The organism is Paraliobacillus quinghaiensis (assembly GCF_003426025.1).
Lineage (GTDB): Bacteria > Bacillota > Bacilli > Bacillales > Amphibacillaceae > Paraliobacillus_A > Paraliobacillus_A quinghaiensis.
On sequence record NZ_QJSH01000024.1, the window covers coordinates 1 to 16882 of the forward strand.

Genomic DNA, 16882 nt, shown 5'->3' on the forward strand with positions numbered 1-16882 from the left:
CCCTCAAGATGAGACTTCTCATCATTTAGAGTAAGATCCCTCAGAGACGATGAGGTTGATAGGTTCGAGGTGGAAGCGTGGTGACACGTGTAGCTGACGAATACTAATAGATCGAGGACTTAACTATTAATTTTATGTTGTCTTGTTGTACTTCTTATCTAGTTTTGAAGGTACAAACCTTCAAAAACCTTGATTTAGTGACAATAGCGAAGAGGTCACACCTGTTCCCATGCCGAACACAGTAGTTAAGCTCTTCAGCGCCCATGGTAGTTGGGGCTTTGCCCCTGCGAGAGTAGGACGTCGCTAAGCAAACTGTAAAACATCTATTACAATTATGTATTAGATGTTTTTTTCTGTTATTATTTGATAAATAAAATATGTTGGCTAGGGAAGAAACTTGCCTAAGAATGTAATTTCTAGAGTCACGACTAATCCTTCAATAGCTTAATAGAGTTATAAGATAGATCGAATTGTTTCATAAATAGTGTATAAAATCGTTAGATTAGGAGATGCTAATTTTAACGGAGGTGGAGAAATGGTAGAGTTGATAAGTAAACAGACATGCGTGGTCTGTGATAACCAAAGAGATAAGGGAATAAATGTTTACAATCTATTTATTTGTTCGCAATGTGAACAAAAGATAGTTCAAACAGAACCTGAGGATCCATCATATGCCTATTTTGTAGAAAAATTAAAAAGGTTGAATCACTCAACTTCATATTCATAGTATTTTATTGAAATCTTGTATTCTTTTTCAAAGGTACGAGATTTTTTTCATTTCGTAATAATCTGTTGTTATAATAAAGGTATTAAATATAAAGGATGAAACTTTAATGGATAAACAGCAACAGAATACACCATTATTTAATAGATTAAAACAATTCACACAGGATCAACCACTTTCCTTCCATGTGCCTGGTCATAAGAATGGATTGATTTTTCCGAAAGAAGGAAGGAGATATTTTAACGATATTCTAAGATTAGATTTGACGGAATTAACAGGATTAGATGACCTACATGCACCGAATGATGTAATTGCTGAAGCGCAATGTTTAGCAAGGGATTGGTTTAGATCTGATTATAGTTACTTTTTAGTAAATGGAAGTACAGTAGGCAATTTAGCGATGATATTGGCAACATGTAATAGAGGTGAAAAAGTAATTGTACAAAGGAATAGTCATAAATCTATTTTAAATGGTCTAGAGTTGAGTGGTGCGCGTCCTGTTTTTGTATCGCCGGAATTTGATCAACAAGTAAAACGATATACCGCTCCATCTATAGAACAACTGAAACAAGCAATTCATAACCATCCTGATGCAAAAGCAATTATACTGACTTACCCTGATTATTTTGGGCATACATCTGATATTAAATCAGTTATTAATACAGCTCACCAATACAAAATCCCAGTATTGGTTGATGAAGCACATGGTGTCCATTTCTCAATTGATGCAAAGGTGTTTCCGATGTCGGCACTTGAATTAGGTGCTGATCTAGTTATACAATCTGCACATAAAATGGCACCAGCTATGACAATGACAGCTTTTTTACATATAAAATCATCATATATCCCAAGTGAAAAAATAGAACATTATCTACAAATGCTACAATCAAGTAGCCCCTCATACCCTTTGATGGCAAGTCTAGACTTAGCACGTTACTTTTTAGCAATGCAAACAAAGGAGAACATTCAGTTGACTCTGAATAGTATAGAACAAATGCGTCATGTTTTCTCAAAGAGTAATAAGTGGGATCTAATTCCGATTCAAAAAGAAAGAGATGATCCTTTGAAAATTACTTTAAATGCAAAGCCAGGTTATTCTGCCCATTCAATAGCAGCACTGTTTGAATCTGAGGGGGTTTTTCCTGAAATGCGAACAGAGAAACAAATCTTATTTATTCATGGTCTGAAGTTCTTTGATGATTGGAAACGATTAGAAAAAGTTGTAGAAAAGGTTACAAGGCAATTAAAATTCTCTAGTAAACATGCTACAATAGAATCAAAGCAACCCATTTTTCCTGAGGTGACGACAGTACTTGCTTATTCCTATGGAGAAATGGAGCCGAAAGAAATAATATTCATGAAGTGGAGTCAAATAATTGGAAAAGTAGCTGCAGAAGCTATTACTCCATACCCACCTGGAATACCAATAGTAGTAAAAGGTGAAAGAATCACAGAGCATCATATTAAAGTAATACACTATTTATTAGAACAACAAATAAATTTTCAACAAGACAATATACAAGAAGGTATGCGTGTTTTTAAAGGAGAATGAGTGTGAGTGGATATTTTGTAACATTTGAAGGCGGGGAAGGTGCAGGAAAAACTTCAGTCTTACAAAAGGTTTCTAGTCGTTTAAAACAAGCCGGCTATGATGTCGTAACAACTAGGGAACCTGGTGGAATTGAAATTGCAGAAAAGATAAGAAATATTATTTTAGACCCTGCCCATACAGCAATGGATGCAAGAACAGAAGCTTTATTATATGCTGCGGCAAGACGACAACACTTAGTTGAAAAAGTTTTTCCGGCATTAGAATCAAATAAGATCGTTCTATGTGATCGTTTTATCGATAGTAGTTTAGCTTATCAAGGATATGCACGAGGACTTGGCATAGAGGAAGTTTATCAAATGAATCAATTTGCAATCGATCAAGCAATGCCTGATGTGACATTATTTTTTGATATTAAACCAGAAGATGGATTAAAGCGCATTGCTGCAAATCAAAATCGTGAGCAAAATCGGTTAGATTTAGAGAAATTATCATTTCATGAGGAAGTTTATCAAGCTTATCAACTGTTAATTAATCGATTTCCTGATCGAATAAAATGTGTTGATGCTACACCTGTACTAGAAGAGGTAGTAGATTCAACATATCAGATATTACAGGCAAAGATCGAGTCCAATCGATTCAGTTGATTTGGAAATGCCTTTAAGATAGATGAGTTTCTGTTTAAAATTCAGGAGGCGAAAAAAATGAAATTAATTCTAGCAGTTTTACAAGATAAGGATAGTAATCGCTTAGCAGATGCATTAAGTGGGAAAGACTTCAAAACGACTAAGCTTTCTACTACAGGTGGTTTTTTAAAGGAAGGAAATACAACGTTAATGATTGGTTGTAACGATGAATCGGTCGATGAAGCACTGGATATTATACGAGATAATTGTAGCCAGAGAGAACAAATGGTAGCTCCTATCTCACCAATGGGTGGAAATGCCGATTCTTATATACCGAAACCAATTAATGTAGAAGTTGGCGGTGCAACGGTTTTTGTACTACCAGTTGACTCTTTCTTTCAATTCTAAGGAAATAACACTTTTTTATAAGGGAGCACTTATAAAGTGAAGATTAATCAAGAAATGCGTTTACAAGTAGAAGCTGCTAAAGCCCATACTGTTACACAACAAAAAAACGGAAAAAGCTTTGATTCAATAGTAACTTCACAGACACAGAAATTACAGGTTCATCAGCTAGAGGAATTGATGAAAGGTATTACGTTACAAGGAGAACGATTGGCTCGTTATCGCTCTTTTAAGGATTTAGCGAAGTATAAAAGATTAGTTAAGGATTTTATTAAAGAGGCAGTCAATTATGGGTTAGATTTAAAACATTCACACAGCTTTAACTTTCAAGGAAATAGCAGAAAATTGACAGTTGTAGAAGAAATAGATGAAAAATTAGTTGCATTAACTGAGGTAGTTTTAGAGCAAGAGAAACGCTCAATTGGGATATTGGATTTGATTGGTGAAATTAAAGGACTATTAATTAATTTATATTCTTAAACAGCTAGTTATGAGAGAATAAAACATGCTAAAATAGTTTCAGAGTAAGAGTTGAAATTCATATAGAATTTCGCTCTTTTTTTCGAAAAAGAAATATCAAAAGGAATTTCTTAAGATAAAGGGCGTATATAAATGAAAACATGGAAAGACATTGCCAATACGCAACCAATTGTTACAAAAATGATAACAAATATGATTAAACGCAATCGGGTTGCGCACGCTTATTTATTTCAAGGGCAAAAAGGGACAGGCAAAGAAGAAATGAGCTTACTTCTAGCAAAAAGTATTTTTTGTCAATTTAAAGAAGAAGGCGAGCCTTGTCAAACTTGTAAGGACTGTATTCGTATCACATCGGGAAATCACCCAGATGTGCATAAGTTAATTCCAGATGGCGCCTCAATAAAAAAAGAACAAATTTTACATTTGCAAAAAGAATTCACATATACAGGCTTAGAATCTAATCAAAAAGTATACATCATTGTAGATGCTGATAAAATGACAACAAATGCCGCAAATCGTTTATTAAAATTTTTAGAGGAACCAAATAAAAAAACGACAGCTATTCTTTTAACAGCAAATGGTGAAGCAATGCTAGATACGATCCGATCTAGGTGTCAAATTATGTCTTTACAACCATTGAATTCAGAGCAAATGCAAGGGAAGTTACAAGAACAAGGAATAACAGAAGCGAATGCGCGTTTGTTTGCTGCTTTAACGCAACAGATAGATGAAGCAAATCTGCTGAATCAGGATGAGTGGTTTGCGCAGGCGAGAAAGTTAGTGGTACAATTAACTGGCATGCTCCAAACTAATTCAGAAGAAGTATTACTATTTGTTCAAAAGCAGTGGATGCTTCATTTTGCAAATCGAGAGCAATTACAGCTTGGTCTTGATTTACTATTATTATGGTATAAAGATGTTATGTATACCCATATTGACAAAGAAGAGAGTATTATCTTTATAGCATATCGAGAAGAAGTGGAAAAAGGCTCGATGTACTGGTCAAATCAGGATACAACAGCAATTCTTTATTCTATTATGGGGGCAAAGAAGCATTTGGAGCAAAATGTTCATCCGACATTAGTGATGGAGCAACTAACACTGCAAATGCAGAGGTGAAAAGAATGGTAGAAGTTATTGGTGTTCGCTTTAAAAAAGCGGGTAAAATATATTATTTTGATCCTGTAGGGGTTATAATTGACAAAGATGAATATGTCATTGTCGAAACCATTAGAGGAGTAGAGTTTGGTAAAGTTGTTATTGCTAATAAGCAAGTCGATGAAGAGGATGTAGTTCTTCCTCTAAAGAAAATGGTTCGAATTGCTACAGATAAAGATAAATTACTTATAGCTGAGAATCAGGAGAATGCAACAGAAGCTTATCAAGTATGTGATGCAAAAATTAAAGAGCACGACTTGGATATGAATCTTGTTGATGTTGAGTATACATTTGATCGAAATAAAGTAATTTTCTATTTTACAGCAGATGGTCGTGTGGACTTTCGTGATCTTGTTAAAGATTTAGCATCAGTATTTAAGACGAGAATTGAACTTCGTCAGATAGGTGTTCGAGATGAAGCTAAGTTATTAGGAGGAATTGGTCCTTGTGGCCGAATGTTATGTTGTTCTACTTTCTTAGGTGACTTTGAGCCTGTTTCAATTAAGATGGCCAAAGATCAAAATTTATCATTAAATCCTGCGAAAATTTCCGGTTTATGTGGTCGTCTGATGTGTTGCCTTAAATATGAGAACGATGATTACGAGACGGCAAAAAAACAATTACCTGATTTAGGGAAATCGATCACAACACCTTATGGTAGAGGCAAAGTAGTAGGCTTAAATATCCTTGAGCGTATGATTCAAATAGAGATTCCCGAAAAAGAAAGAGTCATTGAGTATACGTTAGATGAACTAATCGATGAGGGAGTTATTCATACAGAAGCCACGGAATAATGGGGTGGAGGTAACTTGAATAAAAAAGAGGTTTTTGAACAAGTATCTTATATGGAAGAGCAAATCGGACAACTCTATCAACAATTAGGTGATTTGAAAAATCATATGAGTGAGTTATTAGAGGAAAATCACCGTTTATCTATTGAGAATCATCATCTGCGTAACCGTTTAGATAAAGATACAGAACAAAATGAAGCCACCTCAGGTGATACAGTAGATAAAGATGATGCATCGATAGGAGAAGGCTACGATAATTTAGCTAGGTTATACGAAGAGGGATTCCATATTTGTAATGTGCATTTTGGTAGTCCACGTCAGGATGAAGATTGTTTGTTTTGTTTATTATTTTTAAATAAAACAAAATAAGCAGTATAACGTAATTGCACCCAAATACTTGAACTAAAATTAGGGGAAGAGGACTGATCTTTTAAGGGTTGTGAGAACCTAAAAATGTCAGTCCTCTTTTGCTAGGATAATAAGGAGTAGTAAGATGGTTGAATTAAAAGATGATGAGCGCCTTGATTATTTAATAGCTGATGAATCGATGCAAATAATTCAAAGCCCAAGTGTATTTTCATTTTCAATAGATGCCGTTTTGTTGGCAGATTTTTCAAGGATCCCATTAAAAAGAGGTAAAATACTTGATCTTTGTACAGGTAATGGGGTGGTTCCGTTATTGTTAAGTAAGCGATCACAGGCTCATATCACAGGTGTGGAGCTACAATCACGTCTTTATGATATGGCGAAGAGAAGTGTTGCTTTTAATCATCGAGAGGACCAAATTAATTTAATCCATGGTGATTTAAAAGATATGCCTGCTCGATTTGGTAATAATAAATTTGATGCGGTTACAGTAAATCCGCCTTATTTTAAAACAGATAATGAAGCACATCATAATAAAAATGATTATTTAACAATTGCACGACATGAAGTTTATTGCACCCTAGATGAAGTTATTTCATCATGCAGCAATCTTGTTAAATCAGGTGGGAAAGTAACGATGGTGCATCGGCCTAATCGCTTAGTTGAAATCCTTACATTATGTAAAAGGTATAAACTTGAGCCTAAACGGATGAGGCTTGTTTATCCAAAGGAAGGAAAAGAAGCGAATATTTTATTAATTGAAGCAGTTCGTGATGGAAGTCCAGATTTAAAAATATTGTCTCCCTTATATGCCTTTGATCAACAAGGAAATTATTCAAATGAGCTTAGAGGAATCATCTATGGAAACTAATAAACAGCATGTTGTCTACGTATTAGAATGTAGTGATGGCACATTATATACTGGCTATACCAATAATCTTAAAAAGCGGATAGCAAAACATGAGGCAGGAAAAGGAGCAAAGTATACCCGAGGCCGAGGTCCTTTTCAATTAAAGTATCATCAAGTTTATGGTACGAAACAAGAAGCAATGCAGGCGGAGTATCGATTAAAGCAACTAAAGAAAGTAGAAAAATTACAAGTAATAACAGCTAACAAGAAAGGAGTGGAATAATGTATAGTCAAAAAAGTTTTGATCAAACAACTGAGCATGGTACATTGTTTATTGTGCCAACACCAATTGGAAATCTTGAAGATATTACAATTCGTTCATTAAATACATTGAAGTCTGTAGATATAATTGCGGCAGAAGATACAAGAAACACAAAAAAATTACTTAATCATTTTGAAATAACACAGTCACTGATTAGTTATCACGAACATAATCAAAGCCAACGTGAATCAATGTTGTTGGATAAATTAAAAGAAGGTAATGATGTTGCATTAGTTAGTGATGCGGGAATGCCAGCAATATCGGATCCTGGCAATCAAATAGTGCAGGCTGCTGTGCGTGATCAAATTGCAGTCGTTGTTTTACCTGGTGCAAATGCTGCATTATGTGCATTAGTAGGTTCAGGTTTAGATACAACACATTTCTATTTTTATGGTTTTTTACCAAGAAAGAACAAGGACCGGAAATATGCATTTGATTTTTTAAATCGCATACCAGATACAATTTTATTATATGAATCACCCTATCGATTAGCGGAGACATTACAAGATATTAAAGAGAATTTAGGTAATAGACAGGTAAGTATAGCACGGGAATTAACAAAGCGGTTTGAAGAGTATATTCGAGGATCTGTACATGAAGTTCAAGAATGGTTAGAAACGGGAATGGTAAAAGGGGAATTTTGCATTGTAATCGAGGGGAACGATAATGCAGATGATTTAGAGGAGAAAAATTGGTGGGAAGAATTATCAATTGTTGAACATGTAGAATCCCTTATTCAGAATGAGCAAATAAGTAGCAAGGATGCAATAAAGCAAGTTTCCAGTGAACGAAACATCCCAAAACGAGAAGTTTATCAAGCGTATCATGTTAATTAGATTTATTTCTAGGCTCTTTTCGTAAACATTCGGACTTGATATATGATGCGTAATAACTAGTAGCGTGAGTTACTAGTACTAACCCGCTACTCAAATGAAATTGGCTCCCTTTCCGCAGGCACGGCCTCAACTAATTTTTAGAAGAAGAGCACTTCTAAAAATGGATTTTCGGCCCGTGCTGTTCCTGCAGGAGTGTCGTCAATTTCATTTGATACGCTAGATAGTATAAAAATAAATAATTAGTTATTTACAAAGATTAGAAAGCAAAGCACAGACATGTTACTACGTTTTTATGTCTTAAATCTTTATCCAAAGTAATACGCAAACCAGCGGAGGAAGCAAAGGCTTGACACTCCTACGGGAACAGCGCGAGCCGAAGATCCACTTAGTAAAGCGTTTTTTGCTTTACTAAGTTAGCTAAGGCCGTGGGGCTGCGATTACTCGCCCCATCATAAAGCCCTGCCCGTGGAAAGGGAAAGCCTTTGGGACTGCGATTACTCGTCCCACCAAAACCGTCTGGTGACGTAGCGAGTAAGATAAATTTTTCCGACGCATTCTATATAAATTGCGCATTAAATAACCTTTTTTAAAAAAATAGAACCTTACACAATTTATTTTGTGTAGGGTTCTTTGAGTTACTACCTATATGTTTGTTGCTTATTTGTTTAACTGTGATTGAATTTCATCGATCAGCGTTTTTGCCCCTTCAGGACTTAATACAAGTTTACCGCCAGCTAATGATAAGTTATCATCAGAAACTTCCCCAGTTACTTGACAAGTCATGCTTGGCTTATATTTCTGTAAGATAATACGCTCATCATCAACATATATTTCTAATGCATCTTTTTCATTAATACCTAATGTACGGCGAAGCTCAATTGGAATCACTACGCGTCCTAATTCGTCCACTTTACGAACAATACCAGTAGATTTCATATTTATTTCCCCCTATAATGTTAATCCGTCAAATTTCGACATTACCTACATAAAATATACCAGTAATTTCTATATGTGTCAATTGCTTTTTATTATTTTAAGGAAAAAGCTAAAACAAATGTATCTTTTATTATTCTTTTTGGTGCGTGTTTTCCTGGTTTGAGAAAAAACCGATTTATATTTTGACCAAAAAGAAAATTCGACAAAAAAGTCAGGTTGTTTTGATTGGAAATTGAACAGAACTTGACAAACTTTAGAAAAATTCGTTATAGTTTCAACGAAACTCACACTTTTTAAATAGTTGACAACTATTATAGATGGAAATATAGGTGTAAAACCGATACAATATAGAAAAGTACATATAGAGGATGTTCAAAAAATCACAAAATATTTGGTTCATTCTACTTGTTTTTGGTTTGCCGTTTTTTGAATATGTACATAAAACTACTTAAATCTTTTTGAGATTGAAATTAAAGGATATAATAGAGAACAAATGGATTGGATCAGGAGGTAAAGGATTATGCCAAAAGAAAAAAACACATTCTATATTACGACACCAATTTATTATCCAAGTGGTAATCTACATATTGGTCACGCGTATACAACAGTTGCAGGCGATGCAATGGCACGTTATAAACGTTTACGTGGTTATGATGTAATGTATCTAACAGGGACAGATGAGCACGGACAAAAAATTCAAAAAAAAGCGGATGAAAAAGGTGTTACACCACAAGCATATGTCGATGAGATTGTTAGTGGGATTAAGAAGTTATGGGATAAATTAGACATTTCCTATGTCGATTTTATTCGAACAACAGAAACAAGGCATAAAGAAGTAGTTGAAAAGATTTTTGCTCAACTATTGGAACAAGGTGATATTTATTTAGATCAGTACGAGGGTTGGTATTGTACGTCTTGTGAATCATTTTTCACAGAAAGACAATTAGACAATCAGCACTGTCCTGATTGTGGTGGACCAGTTGAAAAAGTGAAGGAAGAATCATACTTTTTCAAAATGAGTAAGTATGTTGATCGTTTAATGAAGTTTTATGATGAAAATCCACATTTCATACAACCAGAAAGTCGTAAGAATGAAATGATTAATAATTTTATTAAGCCTGGTTTAGAGGACTTGGCTGTATCGCGAACAACATTTGACTGGGGTATACAAGTACCTGGAAACCCGAAGCATGTTATATACGTATGGATTGATGCTCTATCCAATTACATTACAGCATTAGGATACGGTACAGATGATGATGGAAACTTTCAAAAATATTGGCCAGCCGATGTACATTTAATGAGTAAGGAAATTGTTAGATTCCATACGATCTATTGGCCAATTATGTTAATGGCACTTGACTTACCATTACCAAAACAAGTATTTGCACATGGCTGGATTTTAATGAAAGATGGAAAGATGTCCAAATCAAAAGGGAATGTTGTTGACCCTATCTCATTAACAGATCGATATGGCTTAGATTCACTTCGTTATTATCTATTACGAGAAGTACCATTTGGTTCGGATGGAGTCTTTACACCAGAAGGATTCGTAGAGCGAGTTAATTATGACCTAGCAAATGATTTAGGGAATTTGTTAAACCGTACAGTTGCTATGGTTGAAAAGTATTTTGATGGGGAGATTCCTGCGTTTCAAACTGGAACAGATGAGTTTGATCTACAATTAGAAGCACTAGCACAAGAAACGATTAAAAGTGTAGAATCGTCTATGGATAAGATGGAGTTCAGTGTTGCTCTTACATCTATCTGGAAATATATAAGTCGTACCAATAAATATATTGATGAAACACAGCCGTGGATTTTGGCGAAAGATGAAGCGACAAAAGAGCGTCTTGGTAACGTAATGGCACACTTAATTGATGCACTTCGCCGTATTGCTATACTTTTACGCCCATTTTTAACGGAGACACCAACAAGTATCTTTGAACAAATTGGGGTTGAAAACGATAATGATAAGGCATGGGAGACTTTGAGCCAAACAGATATTGTTAAATCTGGTACAAAAGTGACGAAAAAAGCTGCGATTTTCCCTCGTCTTGATGTAGAAGAAGAAACAAAAGTGATTAAAGATATGATGAAAAAGCCAGAACCTGCGAAGAAAGAAACAAAGAAGCCAGAAGTAAAAGAAGAAGTTATCTATGATGACTTTATGAAATTAGATTTACGTGTAGCAGAAATTATTCAAGTGGAAAAAGTAAAGAAAGCAGATAAATTATTGAAAATACAAATCGACTTAGGTACTGAAAAACGACAAATCATTTCAGGTATTGCACAGCACTATACTCCGGAAGAATTGATTGAGAAAAAAGTTATTTGTGTGACGAATTTAAAACCTGTTAAACTACGTGGCGAATTGTCACAGGGTATGATTCTATCTGGAGAAGATCAAGAGGGTAACCTTTCTCTAGCAACAGTCGAACAAGCATTACCAAACGGTTCAGTAGTGAAGTAATCAGTAAATGGGTAACGCCTATCAGGGATAGACAGATAGGCGTTTTTCTTTTTAATAAAAGGAGATGTGACATATGTTGTTTGATACGCACGTACATTTAAATGTAGGACAATTTGATGAGGATCGCGAAGAAGTAATTAGGAGGGCAGAAGAAGCTGGTGTCTCCAATATGGTTGTTGTTGGATTTGACCATGAAACAATTCCAAAAGCAATTGCATTAGCAGAAGAGTATGAGAATTTTTATGCTGCTGTCGGCTGGCATCCAGTTGATGCAGTTGATTTCACTGAAAAAGAGTTGGCATGGCTAGAAGAATTAAGTGCGCATCCTAAAGTTGTAGCACTAGGTGAAATGGGATTAGATTACCATTGGGATAAGTCGCCCAAAGATATACAAAAAGAAGTTTTCCGAAAACAAATTCGCTTAGCGCGTAAAGTAAACTTGCCAATTATAATTCATAATCGAGAAGCTACAGAGGACATTATTACAATTTTACAGGAAGAAAACGCTGCTGACATAGGGGGGATTATGCATTGTTATAATGACTCTACTGATTATGTTAATGCATGTCTTGATATGAACTTTTACATTTCATTAGGCGGTCCAGTTACATTTAAAAATGCAACTTTACCAAAAGAGGTAGCAAAAATGGTGCCATTAGATCGCTTGCTAATTGAAACGGATTGTCCTTTTTTAGCTCCTCACCCTAATCGAGGCAAACGAAATGAACCAGCATACGTCGCTTTAGTTGCTGAAAAAATAGCTGAACTACGAGAAGTAACAGTAAGTGAAATAGAAATAGCGACTAAGCAAAATGCTTTTAGATTATTTGGTTTAGAAGGAAAAGATGTAAAACATGCTAATATTACGGAATTGTGACGTAATTCAAAAATGTAACCTTTTTTTAATAAAGATGAAATAATAGAGAAAAAATGGTTATAATGGTTGATATATCAGGGTTTAAGCCGTTTTATCTACAAAAATTATCATTTGACACCTCTAGAACTTGTTTATATAATACAACGGCGGATACCGAAGGAGGTAAGTTAGCATGAAAAACCTTTTGAAGTTATTGCCAATGTTTCAAAAAAAGGTAGTAATCTCTGTTCTGTCAGTAGCAGTGTTGTTTCTATTTGTTGGATTTGTAGTATATGAAGCAACAGAAATAGAAGTTTCAATTACCCAAGATGGGGAGAAGAAAACAGTAAACACACATGCGGATACAGTGGCGGATTTATTAGAGGAACTAGATTTAACTGTCGGAGAACATGATGCACTTTCACATGACTTTGATGAAATTATAACAGCAGATATGTCGATAACATATAAAAAAGCAAATAAAATTGTATTAACAATTGGTGATCAAGAAAAAACCTATCGTACAACAAAAGATACAGTGGAAGAATTCTTAGAGGAAAAAGAGATAGCTATAAGTGAACATGATGTTTTGTCGGTTGAAGAATCAACAGCTATTGAAGATGATACGCAAATTACGCTTGATAAAGCTGTCCAAGTAACGATAAATGATGGTGGAAATGAGAAACAAGTATGGACCACGGAAGACACCGTATCTGACTTACTATCTCAAGAATCTATTGAACTAAATGAGTTAGATCGATTAGAACCAGAAGAAACTGTTGATGTTACCTCAGACACTGCTGTAACAATAACACGTGTAGAAAAGGTAACGGATATCGTTGAAGAGAAAATAGATTATTCTACTGTTACTAAAAAGGATAATAATTTAACAGAAGGCAAAAAAAAGGTAGTAGATGCCGGAGAAACTGGTTTAGTTGAGAAGAAGTATGAAGTAACGCTAGAAAATGGAGAAGAAGTAGAAAGAAAACTTGTTAGTGAAGAAGTTAAAAAAGAGAGTAAAAAACGTGTTGTGGCTGTCGGAACGAAGAAAATTCAACAATTTGCTTCGCGTAGTGGGGATGACATAAGTGGTAAAACATTATACATGAAGGCCACAGCTTACACAGCTGAGTGCACTGGCTGTTCGGGAATAACAAGAACAGGAATTAATTTAAATAAAGATCGAGATGCTAAAGTAATCGCGGTAGATCCTAATGTTATTCCACTAGGAACAAAAGTATGGGTAGAAGGTTATGGTAATGCAATCGCTGGTGACACTGGTGGTGCAATTAAGGGAAATAGAATAGATATACATGTACCTACCAAAAGTGAAGCCTATAGGTTTGGGGTTAGAAATGTTAAAGTGAAAATTTTAGAATAAGAATTATAAATGTAACACCTTTTCCTTAGTGGTTAAGGTGTTATTTTTTTTGCGCATAGAGTTCCTTTCATTTTTTCGTTTCAGACACTATAATTAGAATACGAATGGAATGACCATAATGGAGGAGAAAAGGTGCAAATTAAAGAGGTTATTGTAGTTGAAGGAAAAGATGATACAGCAAAAATTAAACAAGCAATTGATGCAGATACAATAGAAACAAATGGATCAGCGGTTGATGATCGAATTCTTGATCAAATTAGACATGCACAACAAAAGCGTGGGGTGATTATTTTTACCGACCCTGATTATCCTGGACAACGAATACGTCATATTGTTTCAAATGCAGTGCCTGGTTGTAAACATGCTTTTTTAACAAAAACAGAGGCGCGTGCAAAGAGGGATAAAGGTATAGGAATAGAGCATGCATCTCTAGCTACTATAAAAGCTGCACTCTCAGATATTTATCAATTAGATGACAGTTATAGAAGTGAAATAACAAGAGAAGATCTTCTTGATTTTGGTTTAATCGGAGGACCTGGTGCAAAAGCTAGAAGACAGAAACTAACAGAGGTATTACGTATTGGTTATGTGAATGGGAAACAGCTATTAAAACGATTGCAAATGTTCCGTATTACAAAAGATACATTTGAGGAAACTATGGCGATTATTATACAGGAGGAGAAGAATGACTAAACAAAAGGCAATCGCAACTCCAAGTAAAACAAAAGAAATTTTAAATAAGTATGGTTTTTCATTTAAAAAGAGTTTAGGTCAAAATTTTATTATTGATGTTAACATTTTAACGAATATCTTGGATAAGGCAGGCGTAACGGAGGATGTAGGTGTTATTGAAATAGGACCTGGAATGGGGTCTCTAACAGAGCAAATTGCTCTTCGGGCAGATCAAGTGGTCACTTTTGAAATTGACCAACGTCTCGCGCCAATTCTTGAGGAAACACTTGGGGATTATAGTAACATCACAATTGTCTACCAAGATATTTTAGAAGCAGATGTTTCCGAAATCATTAACGAACATTTTGATGAGGGAAAAAAATTAAAACTAGTAGCTAATTTACCTTACTATGTAACAACTCCTATCCTAATGAAGCTATTAATTGCGCGATTGCCGTTATCAAGCATGACAGTTATGATTCAAAAAGAAGTCGCAGAGCGCATGGCTGCAGTACCAAATACAAAAAGTTATGGCTCTTTGTCCATTGCTGTTCAGTACTATACAGAGGCTTCAGTAGTCTTGCAAGTTCCAAAGACGGTATTTATGCCTCAGCCTAACGTTGACTCTGCTGTGCTACATTTAAATCTTCGTGAGAAGCCTTTAGTCGATGTTATTGATGAAGCGTTTTTCTTTGACTTAGTTCAAGCATGTTTTGCGCAACGTCGCAAAACATTGCGCAATAATTTAGTGCGATATTTTTCTGATAAGTATACAAAAGAGGCATTAGAACTAAAATTACAAGAAGCAGGAATAGATGGAACTAGAAGAGGAGAATCTCTAACAATTAAAGAATTTGCAAATTTGGCAAACGTATTTTCATCTTAAATGAAACTTGTGTTCAATCCTTAAGGAACAAGTTTTTCATCTTTACATAGGCTATCCTAGGAACGATTTCGACTGTGGATATGAGGTGAAAAAACGAATGTCTTTTACGATTGGTGATTTAGTCACAAGAATTTCTTATCAGCATGACATATTATTTCGAATTACTGCTGTAACAAATGGAACAGCTGTGTTACATGGTGAGGATATTCGATTAGAAGCAGATGCCGATTTAGGGGATTTAAAGAAAGCTCATGAGCGAGAGGTCGAAAAGCACAGGATGAAGGACAAAGAAAAAGAGGATTATTCATTCCGTCTTTTTCGACAAGATTATCAATTAATGAAGGAAAAGCGTACCTATGAATCGACTTCTGGTTACCAAGAACCAGCTAACTTTTTTCAGTTACCTGCACGCGTACTGCATTTAGATGGTGATCGACTTTATCTAAAGAAATGTATTGATCTTTACCAACGAATTGGCTTGCAAGTACATGGACTATATGTTGATGAAAAAGAAATGTCGCAAGAGATCGGGCACTTAATTACGAAAATTCAACCAGACATGATTGTTATTACAGGTCATGATGCCTATTCAAGAAACAAGGGCGAGAGAAAGGACTTAAGAGCTTATCGCCACTCAAAATATTTTGTTGATACTGTTAGGGAAGCACGTAAAATCGTGCCAAATGTTGATCAATTAGTTATTTTTGCAGGTGCTTGTCAATCACATTTTGAATCTTTAATACGAGCTGGTGCCAATTTCGCTAGTTCCCCATCACGTATTAATATACATGCATTAGATCCAGTTTATATAACCGCAAAGGTGGCTTATACATCTTTTATGGATAAGGTAAGTGTCCATGATGCATTACGAAATACACTAACTGGAGATAAAGGGTTAGGTGGAATAGAGACAAGAGGTTTACTTCGGACGGGGATGCCATATATTGAAGAATCTGATATAGAATAGACGTTGTTAAAAAAACAAGGAATGGTGTTAATAACTATTCTTTGTTTTTATGTACATATTTTTACACTTTTGTGAAAAGATATGTGTTAACGGATCGTTAATAAATTATTATGTTGACAAACGATTAATCATATTGTTATAATAAAATATTTTATTGACGTTAATACAAGCATATGGTATACTATTCTTAGTGAGGTGGAGTATATTGGTGAAAACATTAGTCGAAATCAAACGAGGTCTTGATGGTCAGATTGGCAAACGTTTAAAGCTAACGGCCAATGGTGGAAGAAGAAAGACAGTAGAACGTTATGGTACGCTAGCTGAAACTTATCCAGCGGTATTCATTGTCGCTTTGGATCAAGCGGAGAATGCATTTGAACGAGTTTCTTATAGTTATGCAGATATTTTGACAGCAACAGTAGAGTTGAACTTCATCGAAGACAGAACGATTGCAACAACAGCGCCGGCAATGGCAGTAGGAGAGCAGTAAACATATAGAGTTTGCTGCTTTTTTTATTTTTTTGTTAAGGATAGATAATTATACTATTCCTGCATTCATTTTACTGTGTTTATTTGAAGTTTCTTGTTTATACTATTAGTGTCG

19 protein-coding genes and 2 rRNA genes are annotated in these 16882 nt (G+C 35.1%); 20 read left to right on the forward strand and 1 reads right to left on the reverse strand.

The window, feature by feature from the left end:
• From D2K40_RS13090 to rsmI, 13 genes are all read left to right on the forward strand, one after another.
• Positions 1 to 127: ribosomal RNA gene (locus tag D2K40_RS13090) — 23S ribosomal RNA — on the forward strand; the annotation flags it as partial.
• 66 nt (positions 128 to 193) lie between these two features.
• A 5S ribosomal RNA gene (gene rrf, locus D2K40_RS13095) occupies positions 194 to 309 on the forward strand.
• Between the two features lie 226 nt (positions 310 to 535).
• Positions 536 to 727, forward strand: coding sequence for a sigma factor G inhibitor Gin (locus D2K40_RS13100; RefSeq protein WP_117156689.1), 192 nt, complete (start codon positions 536 to 538; stop codon positions 725 to 727).
• Positions 728 to 833: 106 nt separating this feature from the next.
• On the forward strand, positions 834 to 2276 hold the full coding sequence (locus D2K40_RS13105) for an aminotransferase class I/II-fold pyridoxal phosphate-dependent enzyme (RefSeq protein ID WP_117156691.1): 1443 nt from the start codon (positions 834 to 836) through the stop codon (positions 2274 to 2276).
• Between the two features lie 2 nt (positions 2277 to 2278).
• Positions 2279 to 2920: a dTMP kinase gene (gene tmk / locus D2K40_RS13110; protein ID WP_117156693.1), complete on the forward strand. Its 642-nt coding sequence runs from the start codon at positions 2279 to 2281 to the stop codon at positions 2918 to 2920.
• A 57-nt stretch (positions 2921 to 2977) separates the two neighbouring features.
• Positions 2978 to 3307: a cyclic-di-AMP receptor gene (locus tag D2K40_RS13115; protein ID WP_117156695.1), complete on the forward strand. Its 330-nt coding sequence runs from the start codon at positions 2978 to 2980 to the stop codon at positions 3305 to 3307.
• Positions 3308 to 3343: 36 nt separating this feature from the next.
• Entirely contained in the window at positions 3344 to 3784 is a 441-nt protein-coding gene (locus D2K40_RS13120; protein ID WP_117156697.1) for a YaaR family protein, read from the forward strand.
• Between the two features lie 132 nt (positions 3785 to 3916).
• Positions 3917 to 4903, forward strand: a complete 987-nt coding sequence (holB, locus tag D2K40_RS13125; RefSeq protein ID WP_117156699.1) for a DNA polymerase III subunit delta' — start codon at positions 3917 to 3919, stop codon at positions 4901 to 4903.
• Positions 4904 to 4908: 5 nt separating this feature from the next.
• Complete coding sequence (locus D2K40_RS13130; RefSeq protein ID WP_117156701.1) at positions 4909 to 5736, forward strand: PSP1 domain-containing protein; 828 nt, start codon at positions 4909 to 4911, stop codon at positions 5734 to 5736.
• 15 nt (positions 5737 to 5751) lie between these two features.
• Positions 5752 to 6102, forward strand: coding sequence for a DNA replication initiation control protein YabA (gene yabA / locus D2K40_RS13135; RefSeq protein ID WP_117156703.1), 351 nt, complete (start codon positions 5752 to 5754; stop codon positions 6100 to 6102).
• Between the two features lie 124 nt (positions 6103 to 6226).
• A complete protein-coding gene (locus tag D2K40_RS13140) occupies positions 6227 to 6970 on the forward strand; it encodes a tRNA1(Val) (adenine(37)-N6)-methyltransferase (RefSeq protein WP_117156705.1) in 744 nt (247 codons plus the stop codon).
• Positions 6960 to 7232 (forward strand): GIY-YIG nuclease family protein, encoded by a 273-nt coding sequence (locus D2K40_RS13145; RefSeq protein WP_117156707.1) that lies wholly within the window; start codon positions 6960 to 6962, stop codon positions 7230 to 7232. Before D2K40_RS13140 ends, D2K40_RS13145 begins: the two co-directional genes overlap by 11 nt.
• A complete protein-coding gene (rsmI, locus tag D2K40_RS13150) occupies positions 7232 to 8107 on the forward strand; it encodes a 16S rRNA (cytidine(1402)-2'-O)-methyltransferase (protein ID WP_117156709.1) in 876 nt (291 codons plus the stop codon). The genes D2K40_RS13145 and rsmI overlap by 1 nt, the downstream gene beginning before the upstream one ends.
• Positions 8108 to 8764: 657 nt before the next feature.
• Here the strand turns inward: rsmI and D2K40_RS13155 are convergent.
• Positions 8765 to 9049, reverse strand: coding sequence for an AbrB/MazE/SpoVT family DNA-binding domain-containing protein (locus D2K40_RS13155; RefSeq protein ID WP_117156711.1), 285 nt, complete (start codon positions 9047 to 9049; stop codon positions 8765 to 8767).
• Positions 9050 to 9563: 514 nt separating this feature from the next.
• Here D2K40_RS13155 and metG point away from each other — a divergent pair.
• The 7 genes from metG (at position 9564) to veg (ending at position 16768) form a co-directional block, all read left to right on the forward strand.
• A complete protein-coding gene (gene metG, locus D2K40_RS13160; protein WP_117156713.1) occupies positions 9564 to 11516 on the forward strand; it encodes a methionine--tRNA ligase in 1953 nt (650 codons plus the stop codon).
• A gap of 73 nt (positions 11517 to 11589) precedes the next feature.
• Positions 11590 to 12393 (forward strand): TatD family hydrolase, encoded by an 804-nt coding sequence (locus D2K40_RS13165; RefSeq protein ID WP_117156715.1) that lies wholly within the window; start codon positions 11590 to 11592, stop codon positions 12391 to 12393.
• Between the two features lie 172 nt (positions 12394 to 12565).
• The gene (locus tag D2K40_RS13170) at positions 12566 to 13753 is read left to right on the forward strand and encodes a G5 and 3D domain-containing protein (protein WP_117156717.1); all 1188 of its coding nucleotides are present in this window, start codon (positions 12566 to 12568) and stop codon (positions 13751 to 13753) included.
• A gap of 132 nt (positions 13754 to 13885) precedes the next feature.
• Positions 13886 to 14446, forward strand: coding sequence for a ribonuclease M5 (rnmV, locus tag D2K40_RS13175; RefSeq protein ID WP_117156719.1), 561 nt, complete (start codon positions 13886 to 13888; stop codon positions 14444 to 14446).
• Entirely contained in the window at positions 14439 to 15311 is an 873-nt protein-coding gene (gene rsmA / locus D2K40_RS13180; RefSeq protein ID WP_117156721.1) for a 16S rRNA (adenine(1518)-N(6)/adenine(1519)-N(6))-dimethyltransferase RsmA, read from the forward strand. The genes rnmV and rsmA overlap by 8 nt, the downstream gene beginning before the upstream one ends.
• 97 nt (positions 15312 to 15408) lie before the next feature.
• Positions 15409 to 16278, forward strand: a complete 870-nt coding sequence (yabG, locus tag D2K40_RS13185; RefSeq protein WP_117156724.1) for a sporulation peptidase YabG — start codon at positions 15409 to 15411, stop codon at positions 16276 to 16278.
• 205 nt (positions 16279 to 16483) lie between these two features.
• A complete protein-coding gene (gene veg, locus D2K40_RS13190; protein ID WP_117156726.1) occupies positions 16484 to 16768 on the forward strand; it encodes a biofilm formation stimulator Veg in 285 nt (94 codons plus the stop codon).
• Positions 16769 to 16882: the final 114 nt, after the last annotated feature.